Raw genomic sequence first — 18,868 nt, 5'->3', positions numbered from 1 at the left:
AACCCTATAAGAATTAGATTCTTAAAAAACATCACAGCATACATGCAAAAAAAACATCGAAAAAAAATTCCTCAAATGTTTGCCGGATTAAAAAAAGTGCGTACCTTTGCAACCGCAAACGAGAAACAACACAGGCAAAACTTAAAAACCTGAATGTTTTTCAATGCGAGAGAGGGGCGTTTAGCTCAGTTGGTTCAGAGCATCTGCCTTACAAGCAGAGGGTCGGCGGTTCGAATCCGTCAACGCCCACCACCTCTTACGGCTCCGTAGCTCAACTGAATAGAGCATCTGACTACGGATCAGAAGGTTACAGGTTTGAATCCTGTCGGAGTCACCAAGAGCGGGTGGATACCAGAGTGGCCAAATGGGGCAGACTGTAAATCTGCTGGCTTACGCCTTCGGTGGTTCGAATCCATCTCCACCCACAACCATAAAATTGCGGAAATAGCTCAGTTGGTAGAGCACGACCTTGCCAAGGTCGGGGTCGCGAGTTCGAGTCTCGTTTTCCGCTCTTAAAGGTGCGTTAGTTCAGTTGGTTAGAATACATGCCTGTCACGCATGGGGTCACGGGTTCGAGTCCCGTACGCACCGCTGATAATCTCCGGCTATCGAAAATAGTCGGAGATTTCTTATACGTTCAGATTGAATAATCCCTTGCGTCTTCATTAGCGATAGTTTTTCCTGAAACTGTTTATTTTATTTAAAAAAAGTATGAATAAGTTTTCCTTACCGAAATTATTTGTACTTTTATCCCATCTTATTAAAAAGACAAATGCGATACTTTATATATACAACCCGACAAATTGCACATAGAAACCGGCAATACTGTTATTATATGCAGGGATATATATGAAAAGATAAGATTTGTGCATTTACCACTACTATCTTTGGCAAATGCGCCTACTTACTGTTTCGCTCAAAATAACCCAACAGCAACATATAAGAAAAACATAAATGAATAAAAAAGTAAAATGGGGGCTTGTAGCCTTTATTGCCTGCGGCTTAGCCGTCTGGGGCATCTATTCGCAATTACCCAAAATGAATCCTGAATTAGCCCAAGCCGACAAAACAGACAAAGGAGGCAAGACTAAAAAAAGTATCTTAAATGTCAATGCCATAAAAATCCGTACAGGCAAACTCACTGATGAATTCACAGTCAGCGGCAATCTATTACCAGACGAAGAAGTAGACCTTTCATTCGAGACATCCGGACAAGTCGTTGAGATTGGATTTAAAGAAGGCAGCCATGTGAAAAAAGGACAGTTATTAGCCAAAGTCAACGACAGGCAATTACAAGCCGAATTAAAACGCTTGCAAGCCCAACTCAAACTGGCCAATGACAGAGTATATCGCCAACGTACCCTATTGCAGCACGATGCAGTAAGCCAGGAAGCATACGAACAAGTACGTACGGAACTCGAAACCTTAAAAGCAGAAATCGACATCGTAAAAGCCCAAATAGAATTGACGGAATTACGGGCACCTTTCGACGGAGTGATCGGTTTACGCCAAATCAGTGTGGGAGCATACGCTTCTCCTACCACCATCGTGAGCAAACTCACCCGTATCATCCCACTGAAAGTAGAGTTTTCCGTCCCGGAACGTTACGTTAATGAAGTCAATCCGGGTACGGCTCTGACATTCACCATAGACGGTTCCTTACAAAACTTCCCGGCAAAAGTGTATGCCAAGGAGTCTGCCATTGATGAAAACACGCACACGCTGAAAGTCCGTGCCCTATATGAAAATCCCAACGGACGCCTTACACCGGGACGCTACGCCAGCATCAATCTCAAGAAACAGGAAATTCAAGACGCCATTGCCATCCCGGCCGAAGCTATCGTACCGGAAATGGGTAAAGACAAAGTATTCTTATATAAATCAGGCAAAGCACAACCGGTTGAAGTGACCGTAGGTTTACGCACAGAAGACCGCGTGCAGGTATTAAAAGGATTGCAGGTGGGAGACACGTTAATCACATCCGGTACGTTGCAGTTACGCACCGACTTACCCATTGTACTCGACCGTGTAGATTAAGAGAAGGAGGACGTATATGAACATATCAGAGTTAAGTATCCGCCGCCCCGTATTGGCTACCGTGATGACCGTAATCATCCTGTTATTCGGAATGATTGGTTATTTTTACATCGGTGTACGTGAATATCCTTCGGTGGACAACCCGATCATATCGGTGTCCTGCTCGTACGCAGGGGCGAATGCCGATGTCATTGAGAACCAAATTACAGAGCCGTTGGAACAGAATATCAACGGCATTCCAGGCATCCGCTCTCTGACGAGTGTCAGCCAACAAGGGCAAAGCCGCATCACGGTAGAATTTGAACTTTCGGTCGACCTGGAAACTGCGGCCAACGATGTCCGCGACAAAGTCTCCCGCGCCCAACGCTACTTGCCACGGGACTGCGATCCTCCTACCGTATCTAAGGCCGACGCCGATGCCTCTCCTATCCTTATGGTTGCCCTGCAAAGCGAAAAACGTTCCTTGCTCGAATTGAGCGAAATTGCCGACTTGACCGTCAAGGAACAGTTACAAACGATTTCCGACGTAAGTAGTGTTTCCATTTGGGGAGAGAAAAAATATTCCATGCGTTTGTGGCTTGACCCCATCAAAATGGCCGGTTACGGTATCACGCCTATGGACGTGAAAAATGCAGTGGACAATGAAAATGTCGAATTGCCGTCGGGCAGCATAGAAGGAAATACCATAGAACTGAACATCCGTACCATGGGGTTAATGAACACGGCCAAGATGTTCGATGATTTGATTGTGAAACACGAGGGAAACCAAATTATCCGTTTCAGCGACATCGGCCGGGCAGAACTTGGAGCTGCCGACATCAAAAGTTATATGAAAATGAATGGCGTGCCAATGGTCGGCGTAGTCGTCGTGCCTCAACCGGGTGCCAACCACATCAACATCGCCGACGCCGTGTATGAACGCATGGAGCAAATGAAAAAGGACCTGCCGGACGATGTGCATTACAGCTACGGATTTGACAATACCAAATTCATTCGCGCCTCCATCAATGAGGTAAAACAGACTGTGTATGAAGCTTTCGTCCTGGTAATTATCATCATTTTCCTGTTTTTGCGCGACTGGCGCGTCACATTGGTACCATGTATTGTGATTCCGGTCTCTCTTGTCGGTTCGTTTTTCATCATGTATTTGTTTGGCTTCTCCATCAACGTACTGACCATGTTGGCCGTCGTACTGGCTGTCGGTCTTGTGGTGGACGATGCCATTGTGATGACTGAAAACATCTATATCCGCATAGAGCAGGGCATGAATCCTAAGAAGGCCGGAATAGAAGGTGCCAAAGAAATCTTTTTTGCCGTCATCTCCACGACGGTCACGCTGGTAGCCGTGTTCTTCCCCATCGTATTTATGGAGGGAACAACCGGACGGCTTTTCCGGGAGTTCAGTATGGTCATATCAGGAGCGGTAGTCATATCATCGTTCGCGGCACTGACATTCACCCCCATGCTGGCTACCAAGCTCCTTAAACAACAGAAAAAGAAAAATGCCTTTTACCGTATTACGGAACCCTTCTTCGTCGGAATGAACAATATGTACAGCCGCTCCTTGCAAGTTGTCCTGCGCCATCGTATATGGACACTTCCCGTCATTGTCCTCATGTTGGGAGCTATCGTATATCTGTGGGAAGCCATACCTTCGGAAATGGCTCCATTGGAAGACCGCTCCATGATTACCATCAACACACGTGGAGCAGAAGGCGTGACGTATGAATACATCCGGGATTATACGGAAGACATCAACAGCATCGTAGACTCCGTAATCCCCGACGCAGATGCTGTGACCGCCCGTGTATCCAGCGGAAGCGGAAATGTACAAATCCGCCTGAAAGACATGGGAGACCGGGATTACACTCAGATGGAGGCTGCCGAAAAATTGTCGCAAGCCGTCAAAAAGAAAACCAAAGCACGTGCCTTCGTGCAACAACAATCCTCATTCGGCGGGCGTCGTTCAAGCATGCCTATACAATATGTTTTGCAAGCGACCAACATCGAGAAGTTGGAAAAAGTCCTTCCGGTATTTATGGAAAAAGTCTACGAGAACCCTGTTTTCCAAATGGCAGATGTCGACCTGAAATTCAGTAAACCGGAAATTCGCATCCACATCAACCGCGACAAAGCCAACATCATGGGAGTCAACACCCGTGATTTGTCTGAAACCCTGCAATACGGACTGAGCGGACAGCGCATGGGATATTTCTATATGAATGGAAAGCAATACGAAATTCTGGGCGAGATAAACCGGCAGCAACGTAACAAACCGGCCGATTTACGAGCCATTTATTTGAGAAGCAGCGACGGAAAGATGATTCAAATGGATAATCTTATCGAATTGGAAAGCAGCATTGCCCCTCCGAAACTTTACCGTTACAACCGTTTCGTTTCCGCTACGATTTCAGCTGGCTTGGCCGACGGAAAAACTATCGGACAAGGATTGGACGAAATGGACAAGATTGCCAAAGAGGTATTGGACGACACGTTCCGCACCTCATTGTCCGGTGACTCGAAGGAATTCCGCGAAAGTTCCTCTAGCCTGATGTTCGCTTTTATTTTAGCGTTAGTACTCATTTATTTGATTCTGGCAGCACAGTTCGAAAGCTTCAAAGACCCCTTCATCATCATGCTTACCGTACCGCTTGCGATTGCCGGAGCACTGATATTCATGTACTTCAACGATATCACCATGAATGTATTCAGCCAAATCGGTATCATCATGTTAATCGGACTGGTGGCTAAAAACGGTATCCTGATTGTAGAGTTCGCGAATTTAAAACAAGAAAACGGTGAAGACAAGGTAACGGCTGTACACGATGCTGCCCTGCAACGCTTGCGACCAATCTTAATGACCAGCGCTTCTACCGTTTTAGGATTGATCCCCCTGGCCTTTGCCACAGGAGAAGGCTGCAACCAACGTATTGCCATGGGTATTGCCGTAGTAGGCGGTATGGTGGTATCCACTTTCCTTACCATGTATATCGTTCCGGCTGTGTATAGTTACATATCAACCAATCGAATCAATAAAAAGGAGAAAAATGAAAAATAAGATACTGTGGCCTGTTTTATTTTTGTGCACATTGCCTATACAGGCCCAACAAGACATGATGGAAGCGGAAGGTTCAGTCACTTTGCAAGAATGTTTATCACGCGGACTGGAGAGCAACTTCTCCATCCGAATGGTAAAAAACCAACAAGAGACGGCTGCAAACAACGCCACGCGGGCCAATGCGGGAATGTTGCCCACTGTAGACCTCAGTGCATCCTACAGTGGTGATTTGGGGTCAACCCGTACTACTCCCCGCTCCACAAACGTTACCACCACCGAGCGCAGAGCGTATGACGGGACTGTAGATGCCGGCATCGACCTGAACTGGACTGTTTTCGACGGTTTCAGCGTGTGGACCAATTACAAGCAACTGCAGCTCCTGAAAGAACAGGGGGAACTGCAAACCCGCATTACGATAGAAGACTATGTGGCATCGCTTACGGCCGAATATTACAATTACATACAAGAAAAAATCCGTTTGAAGAACTTCCGCCATGCCATGTCTTTATCGCAGGAACGCATGCGTATCGTGGAAGTCAGGTACCACATCGGTAATTTCTCGCGTCTGGATTATTTGCAAGCCAAGGTCGACTTCAACGCAGACAGTGCCCAATACATGAAACAACGGGAAGTACTGAACTCATCCCGGATAAAATTGAACGAACTGATGGCCAACCATGACGTAACGGCACTTATCGGCATACGAGATACGGCGATAGATGTCAATCCGGATTTGCAATACGATGAATTATGGCAAGCCACATTGGCCACCAACGCCTCCTTGCTAATGGCGGACAATAATACGGAAGTCGTACGAGCCGACTATAAGAAAATCATGTCCCGCGACTATCCTTACGTACGTCTGAATGCAGGATATGGATACACTTTAAACCGCTACGAGCTTTCCTCCACAAAGAAGCGGGACAACTGGGGACTGAACGCCGGCATCACCATCGGTTTCAACTTATTCGACGGCAAACGGAAAATGCAAAAAAGAAATGCACAACTGGCCATTGAATACGCCGAACTGGAACGGGAAGATCTGAAACTGTCTTTGAAATCGGATTTGAGCGACTTGTGGCAAGCCTATCGCAACAACTGGCAGGTGATGCTGATGGAACGCCAAAACCTTGTGGCCGCCCAGGAAAATTACGAATATGCCAATCTGCGTTACATGAAAGGAGACCTCTCCGGATTTGAAATGCGAGAAGCCCAACAAAGCCTTTTGGATGCGGAAGAACGACTTCTGGTTTCGGAATACGATACCAAAATGTGCGAAATCTCTTTGCTCCAACTCAGCGGAAAGGTTCTGACTTATTTAAATGAATAAAGACAGCAAAAACGAAAAGAGGAAAGCGTAAAACCAGAGTCTGCGGGGGAAAAACGACAGAAAAGACAAACGAAGCAGAGAAAAAAACGCCAAAAAGTTTGGTTCATCCATTCGTTTTATCTACCTTTGCACTCGCAATCAGGAAATCGCCTGATTGCGAGTGCAAAGGTGCGTTAGTTCAGTTGGTTAGAATACATGCCTGTCACGCATGGGGTCACGGGTTCGAGTCCCGTACGCACCGCTTAAAACTCTGAAGTACAGTTACTTCAGAGTTTTTTGTATCCTCTTGGCGAATAAATCCTCCCGAAAGGCTGTAATGACAGGCGTTTTTCGTATTTTTGCATATCAAATAAAAATCAGTCATGATCAGATATGCAAAGCTTAGCGACGCTAAAGCCATCGCAGACATCTATAATGAATATATCCTACATAGCGTAGCTACCTTTGAGACTGAAGCCGTTTCTGAAGACGAGATGTACCGACGTATTGCCGACATCTCTTCCCGGTTTCCTTATTTGGTGTTCGAAGAGGGCGGACAGGTCATCGGATATGCCTATGCCCATTTGTGGCAGGAAAGGGCTGCTTATTGCCATACGTGGGAAACAACCGTCTACGTCTCTTCTTCGTCTGCCCGCCAGGGCATAGGACGACAACTGATGTCACGGCTGATTGAGGAATGCCGGAAATCAGGCTGTTATGTACTCATTGCTTGTATCACCCACGGAAATGAAGCTAGCTATGCCCTGCACCGCAAACTCGGATTTGAACAAGTAGCCTTTTTTGAAAAAGTAGGTACCAAATTCGGAAAACGTTTGGATGTCACAGACTGGGAGTTGATATTACGCCCGTGAACCCGTTACCCAATAATTCAATATTATATTCCATATCCATTCATCTTATTAATATGAACCAAACGACTTACGACTTTCAATCCAAAGAAAACAACGGACATGCACCGCTCAACAATATCATCAACGCCAAACTCATTGCCTACGTAATCGGCATCCTGCTTTGGGTAGAGGGCGGCATGCTCCTCATTTGTATGGGCGTCTCCTTACTATACCACGAAGACAGCTATAAATATTTTTTATACGCTGCGGGCATCAACTTGATTACCGGAGGAGGACTGACGGCTTATGGTAAAGGTGCCAAAACCTGGATGACACGCCGGGACGGCTATTGTATCGTAACCCTCACTTGGTTGATGTTTACCATTTTAGGTATGCTTCCGTTCCTGATGAGCGGTGAAATCCCGTCCGTATCAGGTGCATTCTTCGAAACCATGTCTGGTTTTACAACCACCGGCTTCACCGTGCTCGACCATATCGACTCCATGCCCAAAGGCATGCTTTTCTGGCGCGCCCTGACTCAATGGGTGGGCGGTTTGGGCATCGTATGCTTCACCATAGCCTTACTGCCCATATTCGGCGGAGGTAATCTACAGCTTTTCAGCGCAGAAGCTACGGGCGTGACGCACGACAAACTGCACCCGAAAATCAGCATGACCACCAAACTCATCTGGACCGTGTACATCATCCTGACCGGCTTATGTATCGGTTTACTTTGCCTCGGAGGCATGAACCTGTTCGACGGGGTGTGCCATTCGTTCAGCATTATGGGAACCGGAGGCTACTCCACCAAACAAGACAGCATAGCCTATTGGGACTCTCCTTTCATTGAATACGTCACCTCAGCCTTTATGGTCATCGCCAGTTTGAATTTCTCCCTGTTGGTTTTATGCCTGCAAGGCAAATTCAGCAAATTCTTCAAAGATGGTGAAACACGATGGTTCCTGGGTTCCGTATGTGTCATCACACTCCTCATCACGGCTAGCCTGTTCTTCCAACGACAATATCCACTTGAAGAAGCTTTCCGCAAGGCACTCTTCCAAGTCTCTACCATCCATACCTCTTGCGGCCTCGTGACCGACGACTATACTTTATGGCCCCAATTCACCTGGGTGCTCCTGATTTTTGCCATACTGGCCGGAGGATGTACAGGTTCCACAGCCGGCGGTATCAAGAACATGCGTATCATGATTCTGTTTCACGCCATCAAGAACCAATTCAAAAGGCTTATTCACCCCAATGCCATTCTGCCGGTGCGAATCAACAAACACGTTGTCCCTCTCCCCTTATTGAATACCGTCACGACTTTCACGCTTTTTTATTTGTTATGTGGCTTTGCAGGGTGTTTCCTGCTCACGTTTTTCGGAATAGACTTCCTGGAAGCCCTGACCTCTTCCCTCTCTGCCATGGGCAATACCGGTTTGGGCTTCGGCTACTACGGTCCGGCATACACCATGAGCAGCATGCCCGACGTGTGTCAATGGGTCATGTCTTTCCTTATGCTTATCGGTCGTCTGGAATTGTTCAGTGTGCTGATCCTGTTCAGTCCGGTTTTCTGGAAAGAGTGGTAGAATTTTCATTCCGAGCCCATTCAAAAGGCATTCATAAACGTTTTTCATACAGATTTTGTATTGCAAGCCCAAGTTTTACACCGATTTTTGTTATCTTTGTAAGGTGGAGATTGTGCACTCATCTTTTGCCATCTTTACTAAAGCATCTACAACAGGAACATCATGCAAAACGAATTATTATCTTGTGCCATCAGGGCAGCCCTGCTTGCCGGAAAGGACATTCTGAACATTTACGATGACCCCAAGGCAGATTTCGCCATCGAACGCAAAGCGGACAATTCCCCGCTGACCATAGCTGACAAACGTTCTCATGCCCGTATCATGGACGAATTGGACGCCACGTCCATTCCTGTATTGAGCGAGGAAGGCCGGTTGACCGACTATGACAAACGAAAAGGATGGAAAACCTTATGGGTGGTAGACCCATTGGACGGCACAAAAGAATTTATCAAACGAAACGGAGAATTCACGGTCAATATTGCACTGGTAGAAAACGGCATCCCCGTATTGGGGGTAATTTACGTACCGGTCAGCCGTACGCTCTATTTCTCGGAAGACAGCATCGGGGCTTACAGGATAGAAGATATTGATACCCGTTCCGCCGGCCTTTCTCCCGACGATTTGATGGAACAGGCAGACCGGTTGCCTTTGGAACAGGCCGACACGAAAGGCTTTGTGGTCGTAGCCTCCCGTTCCCATCTTTCCCCTGAGACGGAGGAATACATCCGTAAGTTGGAAAGCGAATATGGACATGTAAACCTTATCTCTTGCGGAAGTTCACTCAAAATATGCAGGGTGGCAGAAGGCTCGGCAGACATCTATCCGCGTTTTGCCCCCACAATGGAATGGGATACGGCAGCCGGACATGCCATTGTAAGGGCTTCCGGAAAAAATATATACCTAACGGATGAAAGGACACCGTTACATTACAACAAGGAAAACTTATTAAACCCATGGTTCATTGTGAAATAACGGAAAAGAGGCGTTAAATCCGCCTCTTTTAGCCGTTTTACAATAAGTATACCAAAATCTCACAAAGCCAAGGAACGTTCACGATATTCCTTCGGAGACACGCCTACGTATTGCTTGAAATACTTTCCGAAAAACGATTGCGTACAAAAATTCAACCTGACAGCAATTTCCTTAATGCTCAACTCCGAACACTCCAATAGCTGTTTGGCTTCTGAAATCACCATCTGTATGATCCATTGCAAAACACTACGCCCGGACTTTTCTTTCACAACCGAAGAAAAGTAACGTGCCGAGAGGTTCTGTCTTTCCGCATAGAAAAGAACTTCGCGCTCTGCCCGGTAATGATTGAACAAATCAACAATGAAACGTTGAAAAATAATATCTTTCTGTGTCCGTTGTACAGGATGCATCGGCCGGTTGGTATAGTATATCATCAGCAATTCATAAAATAATGCTTGCCCGCCGGCTTTGATCAACTCGACTTTCAAGGAACGGCATTTGGAACTGCCCACTTGCCCGTCTCCTTCTTTTATCCTACGCATATAAAGTTCCAGAAGCTTATCCACATACCGACACTGCGCATCTGTCAGCGTAATACAAGGATGGTCGCGCATGAACAAAATATCCTGTACATTCAACACTTTATTACTGATAGGCAAAATATAATCCACGTCCACCTCTACCACTACACCATCTATTTCTCCACCGACCCGCAATACGCGTACCAAAGCCGAAGCCACATAAAAACAAATATCTCCCGGCTTTATTATATAAGGTGTATTGTCTATTTCCAATTCCACTTCTCCCGCACGACAAAAGAACACACCACATCGATCAAGCGTGGAACGCAAACGCCCCCGCTGAGAACCATATATTTTCCAATCGGACAAACGGCTTACCCGTATAGGAATCATAGCTTGCTCCATCCTTAATTATTAATAAAACTGTTCATTGGAACAAAATAAATATAATTCTGAAAAACTTTAGTCACATCGGTAGTTAAAAACATACAAATCAGACAAAAAATAAGCCCTTTAGAACTTTCAAATATCCGACAAACCAGATATATTTGCATATAGAACCAAAGAACCATTTTTATGAAGAAGTTTAATGTTATCATAGGAGGATTTATCCTTTTTTTATTCACAGCCTGCTCACAAACGCGACAGGAAAGCAGCCGTCGGCAAACTGTCAAAACAGACACCGTGATTTCCGCTGCCGAACAGAGCATCCTTCAATACCCGGGTAAAGTAAAGGCTGCGGAAGATGCCAACCTGTCATTCAGGGTCAGCGGAACCATTCGTAAAATATATGTAAAGGACGGAACACGGGTACGAAAAGGGCAACTTCTGGCAGACCTCGACCCCACGGATTACCAAATACAACTGGATGCCACGGAAGCTGAATACCTACAAGTGAAGAGTGAGGCTGAACGGGTCATGGCCTTATATAAAGACGGAGGCACCACACCGGCAGCCAACGACAAAGCAGAATATGGATTGAAACAAATCACAGCCAAATACAACCATCATAAGGACCAACTATCCTATACCCGGTTGTATGCCCCCTTTGACGGTTACATCGACAAGCACCTGTTTGAACCTCATGAAACAGTGGGAGCCGGTATGCCCGTACTCACCATGATGAGCAGCGAACGTCCGGAAGTGGAAATCAATCTGCCTGCAGCCGAATACATACGACGCGGGCAATTCAAAGAATACTATTGCACTTTCGACATTTATCCAGGCAAGCACCATACCCTACGACCGCTCTATGTCATCCCGAGAGCCAATGCCAACCAATTATACACCATGCGTTTGAAATGGGAAAACACTTCTCTCCCCCAACCCTCTCCTGGCATGAACACAATGGTGACCATCCTATGCGACACCACGGAAAAAGCTCCAATGACAATCCCTGCAAATGCCATATTGCACGAAAATGGAAAAACAAGCGTTTTCCTTTATGAGACGGCACAAAAGAAAGTACGTAAATGTAATATCATCCTCATCGGACTGCATACCGACGGAAAAGCCACAGTCACTTCAGCGCAAATCAAACCTGGAGACCTCATCGTCTCTTCCGGTATCCATCATATTCAAGACGGGGAAACTGTAACTCCACTGTCGGCCACAAGTAAAACCAATATCGGAGGATTGTTATGACAGACATCAGCAAATGGGCTTTCAAAAACCGTAACCTGGTTTATTTCTTCATTGCGGTACTCATAGTAGGCGGCGCATGGTCGTGTTACGAGATGAGCAAACTGGAGGATCCTGAAATTAAAGTCAAAACGGCCATGATTGTCACCACCTACCCCGGAGCCTCTGCTCATCAGGTCGAGCTAGAAGTGACAGACGTATTGGAAAAAAGCATCCGCAACATGGGCGGCATCGACTATATCGAAAGCTACTCTTACAACGACCTTTCACTTATTCAAGTGGAATTGCTGACCACCGTCAAGGATGACGATGTGGAACAGTATTGGGACCTTCTCAGACGCAAAGTAGAAGACGTACGGAATACGTTGCCCGCCGGAGCCTCCGCACCGATAGTAAAAGATGATTTCGGGAATGTATACGGCATGTTTTATGCCCTCACCGGAGACGGTCTGAGCGATCGCGAGCTGTCCGACTATGCAGAACTCATCAAACGGGAACTCGCTGTACTGAAAGGGATTGAACGTGTGGAACTATATGGCAAACGGCCGGAATGTATCAACATATCCCTGCTGCAAGACCGCATGGCCAACCTCGGTGTAAAACCGGCTGAAGTACTGGCAACCTTGAACGGACAGAACCAAACCACTTATACTGGATATTACGAAAATGGAGACAACCGTATCCGTGTTACGGTAAACAACAAGTTCCAAACCGTGGAAGACATCGGCAACATGCTCATACAAGGACATGACGACGACCAACTTCGCCTACGCGACATTGCCCGAATCGAAAAAGATTACGAATCACCCACGCGGAATGAGATGTTCTACGACGGCGAACGCGCCATCGGCATCCTGATAGCTGCATCCACGGGATCGGATATCGTCAAAGTGGGAAGTGCCGTCGAAAAGAAACTGTCCCAACTAAAGGACAAACGCTTGCCTGTTGGAGTTGACTACCATAAAGTATTCTATCAACCGGAACGTGTCGGAGATTCTTTAGGAACCTTCGTCATCAACCTGATTGAATCTGTCATTATCGTGGTGTTCATCCTCATGCTGACCATGGGATTCAAAAGCGGATTGATTATCGGAATCAGCTTAGTCGTCACTGTGTTTGGTTCCTTCTTATTTCTGGAAACCATGGACGGCACCATGCAACGTGTGTCATTAGCAGCATTCGTATTGGCGATGGGAATGCTTGTAGACAATGCCATCGTCATCGTAGACGGCATCCTGGTGGACCTGAAGGCCGGGAAAAACAGGATGGAAGCCATGACAGCCATCGGACGGCAAACAGCAATGCCTCTATTAGGAGCTACACTGATAGCCATTATCGCTTTCCTTCCCATCTTCATGTCTCCTGACACGGCAGGTGTCTACACGCGGGACTTATTTATCGTTTTGGCCGTATCCTTATTATTAAGTTGGGTATTGGCCCTGACGCATGTGCCCTTAATGGCCGAACGCCGTCTTCATCCGGAAGCAGATCAAAACGTTTCCGGCAAACGGGTTTACAAGGGTTGGCCGTATGCCCTTCTGCGTAAGTCACTCTCTTTCGGCCTGCGCCACCGTTGGAGTTTTGTGCTGTCCATGGTTGCCTTGTTAGGATTGTCAGCCTGGGGCTACGGTTACATGCGGCAAGGTTTCTTCCCCGACATGGTGTACAATCAAATGTATATGGAATACAAATTACCGGAAGGTACCAACTCATCCCGCGTGGCACATGACCTGGAAGAGATAGAAGCCTACCTGAAAAGCCGTAAGGAAATCACGCACGTAACCCGTTCAGTAGGAGGAACTCCCGGCCGTTATAATTTGGTGCGCAGCATTGCCAACCCCTCATTGTCGTACGGAGAACTGATTATCGATTTCACCTCACCGGAAGAGTTGGAAAATCACATGGACGAGATTCAAGACTACTTGACGGCCCATTATCCTGACGCTTACGTCAAGATGAAACGCTACAATCTGATGTTCAAGAAGTACCCCATCGAAGCACAATTCCTGGGGCCGGATCCAGCCGTGCTCCACAGGCTGGCCGACAGTGCACGGGTCATCATGGAAAAAAGTCCGGAGATAAGACTTATCACCACCAACTGGGATCCGCAAATACCAGTACTCACGGTTGAATACGACCAACCGGCTGCACGTACATTGGGGTTAAGCCGGAATGATGTCAGCATGTCATTGCTTACAGCGACCAGCGGCATTCCCATCGGTTCGTTCTATCAAGGTATTCATCGGGACAACATTTACCTACGTTGCCTAAACGAAAAAGGCACCCCCATAGAAGACCTGAACAACGCCCAGGTGTTTTCTTCCTTACCTTCGTTGAACGGACTTCTCAACGAGGAAACCATGGTGAAACTGAAATCCGGAACCTTGTCAAAAGAAGAACTTGTGGAAAGCCTGATGGGCAGTACGCCATTAAAGCAAATCAGCAAAAAAGTAGACATACGTTGGGAAGACCCGGTCATACCACGTTACAACGGACAACGCAGCCAAAGCGTGCAATGTTCACCGGCTCCGGGAATAGAAACGGAAAAGGCCTGGCAAAGCATCGCCCCCTTAATAGAACAGATTGACCTTCCTGAAGGTTATAGTTTGGAATGGCAAGGAGAAAAAGCGGCCAACAACCAGTCCATGGAATACTTGTTCCGTAACTTCCCTTTCGCCATCATCCTCATGATCACCATCCTGATTATGTTATTCAAAGACTACCGGAAACCGCTTATCATCTTCTGCTGCCTGCCATTCATATTAGTCGGTGTCGTAGCGGTCATGCTCATGACCGGAAAGACTTTCAACTTTGTAGCCATCGTAGGAACCTTGGGACTTATCGGCATGCTTATTAAAAACGGCATCGTACTGATGGACGAAATCACATTGCAGCTCAACCGGGGGGTAGAACCCATCACAGCCCTCATCGACAGTGCACAAAGCCGGTTGCGACCGGTCATGATGGCTTCGCTTACCACGATTCTGGGTATGATTCCCCTGTTGACGGATTCCATGTTCGGCTCATTGGCAGCTTCCATTATGGGCGGCCTGCTGTTCGGCACACTCATTACCCTCTTATTTATTCCGGTACTTTATGCCTTATTCTTCCACATCAAACAGACCGAAGCATGAAAAAGATTATCATTTCTATCCTATATATAACATGTCTCATCCCCCAACCGCGTGCACAAGAGACATTAAGCCTGAAACAATGCAGGGAAATGGCTTTGACCCATAACAAAGAAATGGCAGCTTCTTTCCGGCAGACGGAGAGTGCACGCTACACGATGAAAAGTTATAAAGGAAATTTCTTTCCCAATTTGACAGCCAACGCTACCGGGCTGTATAACACCGCCGACGGCGGATACAGTTCCGGAAGCGGCCAACTCCCCATCTTCTCTGCCACGGGACAACTCCAACAATTCGCCTTCTTCCCGGGTATAAGCCTCGACTATGAAATCGGACCGATGTTCCTGGGCGGCATACAATTGGAACAACCGCTCTACATGGGTGGGAAAATCCAAGCAGCCTACCGGATGGCCGTTTTGGGCAACGAAATGGCACAAATCAACGAAACACTGACGGCCACCCAAGTCATCGTGAAGACAGATGATGCTTACGCCTTGATGGTAAAAGCACAAGAGATGAAAAAAGTGGCAGAAAAATACCAAACTGTCCTCACAGAACTTTTAAACAATGTAGAAAGCGCACACCGTCACGGCCTGAAACCACGTAACGACGTACTCAAAGTCCAAGTCAAACTCAACGAAAGCGAACTCGCCGTCCGCAAAGCCGATAACGCCCTCCGGTTGGCTGCCATGAACCTCTGCCATCTGATAGGCAAACCGTTGGATTCCCCAATCCGTATCTCAGAAGATTTCCCTGAGATTGAGCAACAGATGGACATACAAATCTCCGACATCTCTGCACGCCCGGAATATGCACTGCTCGACAAACAGGAAGACATGGCACGTCAACAAATCAAGCTGAACCGCAGCGAGTTGATGCCGAAAGTCGGATTGCAAGGCGCATTCAACTACATGCACGGCTTTGAACTGAACGATGAAACTTTTTTCAAAGACGGCAGTTTTTCCGTCTTGCTGAACGTGAGCCTGCCCTTGTATCATTTTGGTGAACGTTCCAACAAAGTCCGGGCTGCCAAAGCCAAACTGGAACAGACACTGTTGGAAAAAGAAAACCTGAACGAACAAATGCTTCTCGAACTGACGCAGGCGGCACACAACTTAGACGAGGCCAAAATGGAATGCCAGATTGCGGACCGCTCTTTGGAGCAGGCAGAAGAAAACCGGAAAGTAAGCCATAGCCAATATACTGTCGGCTTGGAATCCTTGTCCGACCATTTGGAGGCACAAGCCCTCTGGCAGCAAGCATACGAAACCCAAGTAAACGCCCACTACCAACTGTACCTGAGTTACGTCAAGTACAAGAAAGCAGCGGGTACATTATACCCACACTAATTCAATAAATTATGTACAAATCAGAAATTGGGACCAATGCCGGAAAAATCTGGCGCATCCTGAAAGAAACGCGTGAAATCACCCTGCAAGACCTGGCAGGGAAGTTAGGACTCAGTGTAGAAGACACGGCACTGGCCGTCGGTTGGTTGGCCCGTGAAAACAACATCTTCATTCAGAAAAAGGACTCTACATTCTGGGTATCGGACGAAGAAGAAGACATCATGTTCAAATTCGGATAAATACCCGACCCGCCTTTAAACTAAAAACGCCGATGCCATAAATACAAGCATCGGCGTTTTTTTCCACCGTGCAAAACATTCCCCATCTTCCATCCCCAACCATAGAATTTTTCATTTTCCAAACCGCTTCGGATATAAGATTCCCGATTGGGCAGAAAAGCTCCTCCTACGGGGTTGGGAGGATACAATAGTGGGCCACATGCACGGCATTTTCCAATCTGACAATAGTGTCAAACCTGACTATCAGCAGGAATGCGACATCATGAAGAGGTATTTTATCTTGCTTTTCCATGCTTGGTTTACTTTAAGCGCATGACATTATGGTGTTTCAGGTTCTCCCGGGTTTTCGTAAAAATCCGGATAATATGGAACAACGGGGCATGTTTGAACTCCTCGAAATCCGTCGACTTCAACAGTTCCACTTTCAAGATGAAATCCTTGTCGAACTTGTAAGAAGACAAATCATTCATCAGGAAGAACTTGTTGGCCATATACATGCAAGGCGCGTCCTCCATCTGAGGGAAATAGGTCTTTCGTATGTCATCCAAAGAAAGGAGTTCCACTTTCTTTCCAAACGACGTGCAAGCAAAACGGGTATAATCCATACCATTAATCCGTACCGGATTCTTATGGAAATCCTTTTGCGTCACTACGATCGAATCATTTTCCGTCTTTATTCCCTTTATGGTCAAAGGGCCGCCACTCACAATGTTGAACGTACGTAAAGAATCCATATTCACCCCTATCAGACTCTTTACAAACACTCCGTCCACTAAAGCACCGATAGCACTCTTGTTAAAATCCTCGGTGGACAATTCGTTCAAGAAACCATTTTGGTCCGTTTTTGAATCTACACATGCCGGAGGATGTTGAGTCCTGGCGACAGAATAAGACGGAAACCAACAAAAGAAAACACCAATAATGATGCCACAAGGGAAAAAACTATTTTTCATAACCCATCTTTTTTATAATCCTACTCCTATTTTAATCCGTAAAATCATCCGATGCGCCCCGGATTGTGGTTAGATATCACGTCCGTAAAAACCTTGATAATGGTAAAGGGGGATTGGCCTTCAAAAATTTCACATTCCGAAGAGGGCAATGCCTCCACTTTCAATACGAAATCCTTATCCAATCTATAAGACTCCCAATCCTTTGTGATGAAGTATTTATTAACCATATACAGGCACTTTCCTCGAACCTTCGGGAAATACTGTTTCTTTATTTCCTCCAAAGTTACCCATTTGGTCTTCTTTTCTTGTACATAATTTACAATATCAGAATATGGAACTCCATTTATAACGACCGGATTCTTTTCACTCGGAGCCGCCTCTACCACAATAGAGTCCAATCCGTTTTCCCCCACTCCTTTTATGGTAAAGGGTACGGGTGGCCTTTGGCAAAGATGTCCCACGGAACGGAAATCGATGCCGATGTCACTTTTCACAAAGAAACCGTTTACCATGACTCCACACGTATTCCCATTAAATTCCAAGTCCGTGCGGTTATCACTATAATAACCGGGCTTCTCGTCATGCGTTATATTGGCTACGGCGTGATTGGCCAAAGCTCCCAACCCAAGGGTCATATTGACTAACAGTAAAATCCTTTTCATATTTTCAGTTCAATTTATCACATTAAGTTAATATAAGGAACCAACTTCTCACTTCAACTTCACAAAGTCAACAAAGAATAAAACATATTCTACCACTTACCTGCAAATATGGAAAAAATTTCGATTTTTACAATACCAATAACGAAAGCCCACAATATTTAACTTCTGTTTAGTTCATTGCAATTTTTTGACATAAAATATAAATAATAAAAACAAGATGAAAAGAAATTTGCATTGACAGATGTAGCCCCAATAGCATACAAAACCGCCCGTACATTTTGCGCCAAACGATTTCTCGTTCTAAGCCAAACGATTCTTCAATCTGCTGAGAACGGTTTCCGGACATGCCGACATCCGTTTTACAAGCCTTGTCGTGGTGAATATCGGGTAAAAAGGAGGTGTGAATGTTTTCCGGAGGGTATTCTCAGCTCCCACTCCTCCTACAAACGGATTTTCACCCGGAAAGGTTCGCATCCTTCATACACCCTCTGTACCAATGCTTTAAGGTGAACTTTCTGACTTTACATCCTTCACCGGGATTTCACCGGAAAATGAG

The 18,868-nt window shown here is 46.3% G+C and carries 14 protein-coding genes and 6 tRNA genes; 16 read left to right on the top strand and 4 right to left on the bottom strand.

The genetic code is table 11. From position 1 onward, the window contains the following. Nucleotides 1-174: 174 nt before the first annotated feature. The 12 genes from AC5RDV_RS04030 (at nt 175) to cysQ (ending at nt 9,816) form a co-directional block, all read left to right on the top strand. Nucleotides 175-252: transfer RNA gene (locus AC5RDV_RS04030), tRNA-Val, on the top strand. 8 nt (nt 253-260) lie between these two features. Beyond that, nucleotides 261-337, top strand: a tRNA-Arg gene (locus AC5RDV_RS04025). 5 nt (nt 338-342) lie between these two features. After that, nucleotides 343-425: transfer RNA gene (locus AC5RDV_RS04020), tRNA-Tyr, on the top strand. A gap of 13 nt (nt 426-438) precedes the next feature. Continuing rightward, nucleotides 439-511, top strand: a tRNA-Gly gene (locus AC5RDV_RS04015). A gap of 6 nt (nt 512-517) precedes the next feature. Next, a tRNA-Asp gene (locus tag AC5RDV_RS04010) sits at nt 518-591 on the top strand. 363 nt (nt 592-954) lie between these two features. Beyond that, complete coding sequence (locus tag AC5RDV_RS04005; RefSeq protein WP_008627332.1) at nt 955-2,037, top strand: efflux RND transporter periplasmic adaptor subunit; 1,083 nt, start codon at nt 955-957, stop codon at nt 2,035-2,037. 16 nt (nt 2,038-2,053) lie between these two features. Continuing rightward, nucleotides 2,054-5,095 (top strand): efflux RND transporter permease subunit, encoded by a 3,042-nt coding sequence (locus AC5RDV_RS04000; protein WP_282748099.1) that lies wholly within the window; start codon nt 2,054-2,056, stop codon nt 5,093-5,095. After that, the gene (locus AC5RDV_RS03995; protein ID WP_130892642.1) at nt 5,085-6,425 is read left to right on the top strand and encodes a TolC family protein; all 1,341 of its coding nucleotides are present in this window, start codon (nt 5,085-5,087) and stop codon (nt 6,423-6,425) included. The genes AC5RDV_RS04000 and AC5RDV_RS03995 overlap by 11 nt, the downstream gene beginning before the upstream one ends. 167 nt (nt 6,426-6,592) lie before the next feature. Then, nucleotides 6,593-6,666, top strand: a tRNA-Asp gene (locus AC5RDV_RS03990). 121 nt (nt 6,667-6,787) lie between these two features. Next, nucleotides 6,788-7,276 carry a GNAT family N-acetyltransferase gene (locus AC5RDV_RS03985; protein ID WP_008627324.1) on the top strand — a complete coding sequence of 163 codons (489 nt, stop codon included), beginning with the start codon at nt 6,788-6,790 and terminating at the stop codon, nt 7,274-7,276. A 53-nt stretch (nt 7,277-7,329) separates the two neighbouring features. Beyond that, a complete protein-coding gene (locus tag AC5RDV_RS03980; RefSeq protein ID WP_282748100.1) occupies nt 7,330-8,844 on the top strand; it encodes a TrkH family potassium uptake protein in 1,515 nt (504 codons plus the stop codon). A 162-nt stretch (nt 8,845-9,006) separates the two neighbouring features. Next, complete coding sequence (gene cysQ / locus AC5RDV_RS03975) at nt 9,007-9,816, top strand: 3'(2'),5'-bisphosphate nucleotidase CysQ (RefSeq protein WP_008627320.1); 810 nt, start codon at nt 9,007-9,009, stop codon at nt 9,814-9,816. Nucleotides 9,817-9,875: 59 nt separating this feature from the next. On the opposite strand, the gene AC5RDV_RS03970 is transcribed toward cysQ, so the two are convergent. Further along, nucleotides 9,876-10,742 carry a helix-turn-helix domain-containing protein gene (locus AC5RDV_RS03970; RefSeq protein ID WP_008627317.1) on the bottom strand — a complete coding sequence of 289 codons (867 nt, stop codon included), beginning with the start codon at nt 10,740-10,742 and terminating at the stop codon, nt 9,876-9,878. A gap of 171 nt (nt 10,743-10,913) precedes the next feature. Here AC5RDV_RS03970 and AC5RDV_RS03965 point away from each other — a divergent pair, with 171 nt between their 5' ends. Genes AC5RDV_RS03965 through AC5RDV_RS03950 form a run of 4 tightly spaced genes read left to right on the top strand, consistent with a single transcriptional unit; the run spans nt 10,914 to nt 16,697 of the window. Beyond that, nucleotides 10,914-11,981, top strand: a complete 1,068-nt coding sequence (locus tag AC5RDV_RS03965; protein ID WP_130892639.1) for an efflux RND transporter periplasmic adaptor subunit — start codon at nt 10,914-10,916, stop codon at nt 11,979-11,981. Continuing rightward, nucleotides 11,978-15,112, top strand: coding sequence for an efflux RND transporter permease subunit (locus AC5RDV_RS03960; RefSeq protein WP_278456149.1), 3,135 nt, complete (start codon nt 11,978-11,980; stop codon nt 15,110-15,112). Before AC5RDV_RS03965 ends, AC5RDV_RS03960 begins: the two co-directional genes overlap by 4 nt. Next, complete coding sequence (locus AC5RDV_RS03955) at nt 15,109-16,458, top strand: TolC family protein (protein ID WP_282748101.1); 1,350 nt, start codon at nt 15,109-15,111, stop codon at nt 16,456-16,458. Before AC5RDV_RS03960 ends, AC5RDV_RS03955 begins: the two co-directional genes overlap by 4 nt. Before the next feature lie 11 nt (nt 16,459-16,469). Further along, nucleotides 16,470-16,697: a winged helix-turn-helix domain-containing protein gene (locus tag AC5RDV_RS03950; RefSeq protein WP_130892638.1), complete on the top strand. Its 228-nt coding sequence runs from the start codon at nt 16,470-16,472 to the stop codon at nt 16,695-16,697. Between the two features lie 166 nt (nt 16,698-16,863). On the opposite strand, the gene AC5RDV_RS03945 is transcribed toward AC5RDV_RS03950, so the two are convergent. Genes AC5RDV_RS03945 through AC5RDV_RS03935 form a run of 3 tightly spaced genes read right to left on the bottom strand, consistent with a single transcriptional unit; the run spans nt 16,864 to nt 18,312 of the window. Next, nucleotides 16,864-16,989: a hypothetical protein gene (locus AC5RDV_RS03945; RefSeq protein WP_282748102.1), complete on the bottom strand. Its 126-nt coding sequence runs from the start codon at nt 16,987-16,989 to the stop codon at nt 16,864-16,866. Nucleotides 16,990-16,996: 7 nt separating this feature from the next. After that, a complete protein-coding gene (locus AC5RDV_RS03940; protein ID WP_282748103.1) occupies nt 16,997-17,650 on the bottom strand; it encodes a hypothetical protein in 654 nt (217 codons plus the stop codon). A 44-nt stretch (nt 17,651-17,694) separates the two neighbouring features. Then, nucleotides 17,695-18,312 (bottom strand): hypothetical protein, encoded by a 618-nt coding sequence (locus tag AC5RDV_RS03935; RefSeq protein WP_282748104.1) that lies wholly within the window; start codon nt 18,310-18,312, stop codon nt 17,695-17,697. Between the last annotated feature and the right edge of the window lie 556 nt (nt 18,313-18,868).

This window comes from Paraprevotella sp. (assembly GCF_986071375.1).
The sequence above is the reverse complement of the archived record's forward strand: the minus strand, read 5'-3'. Positions and strand labels throughout refer to the sequence as shown.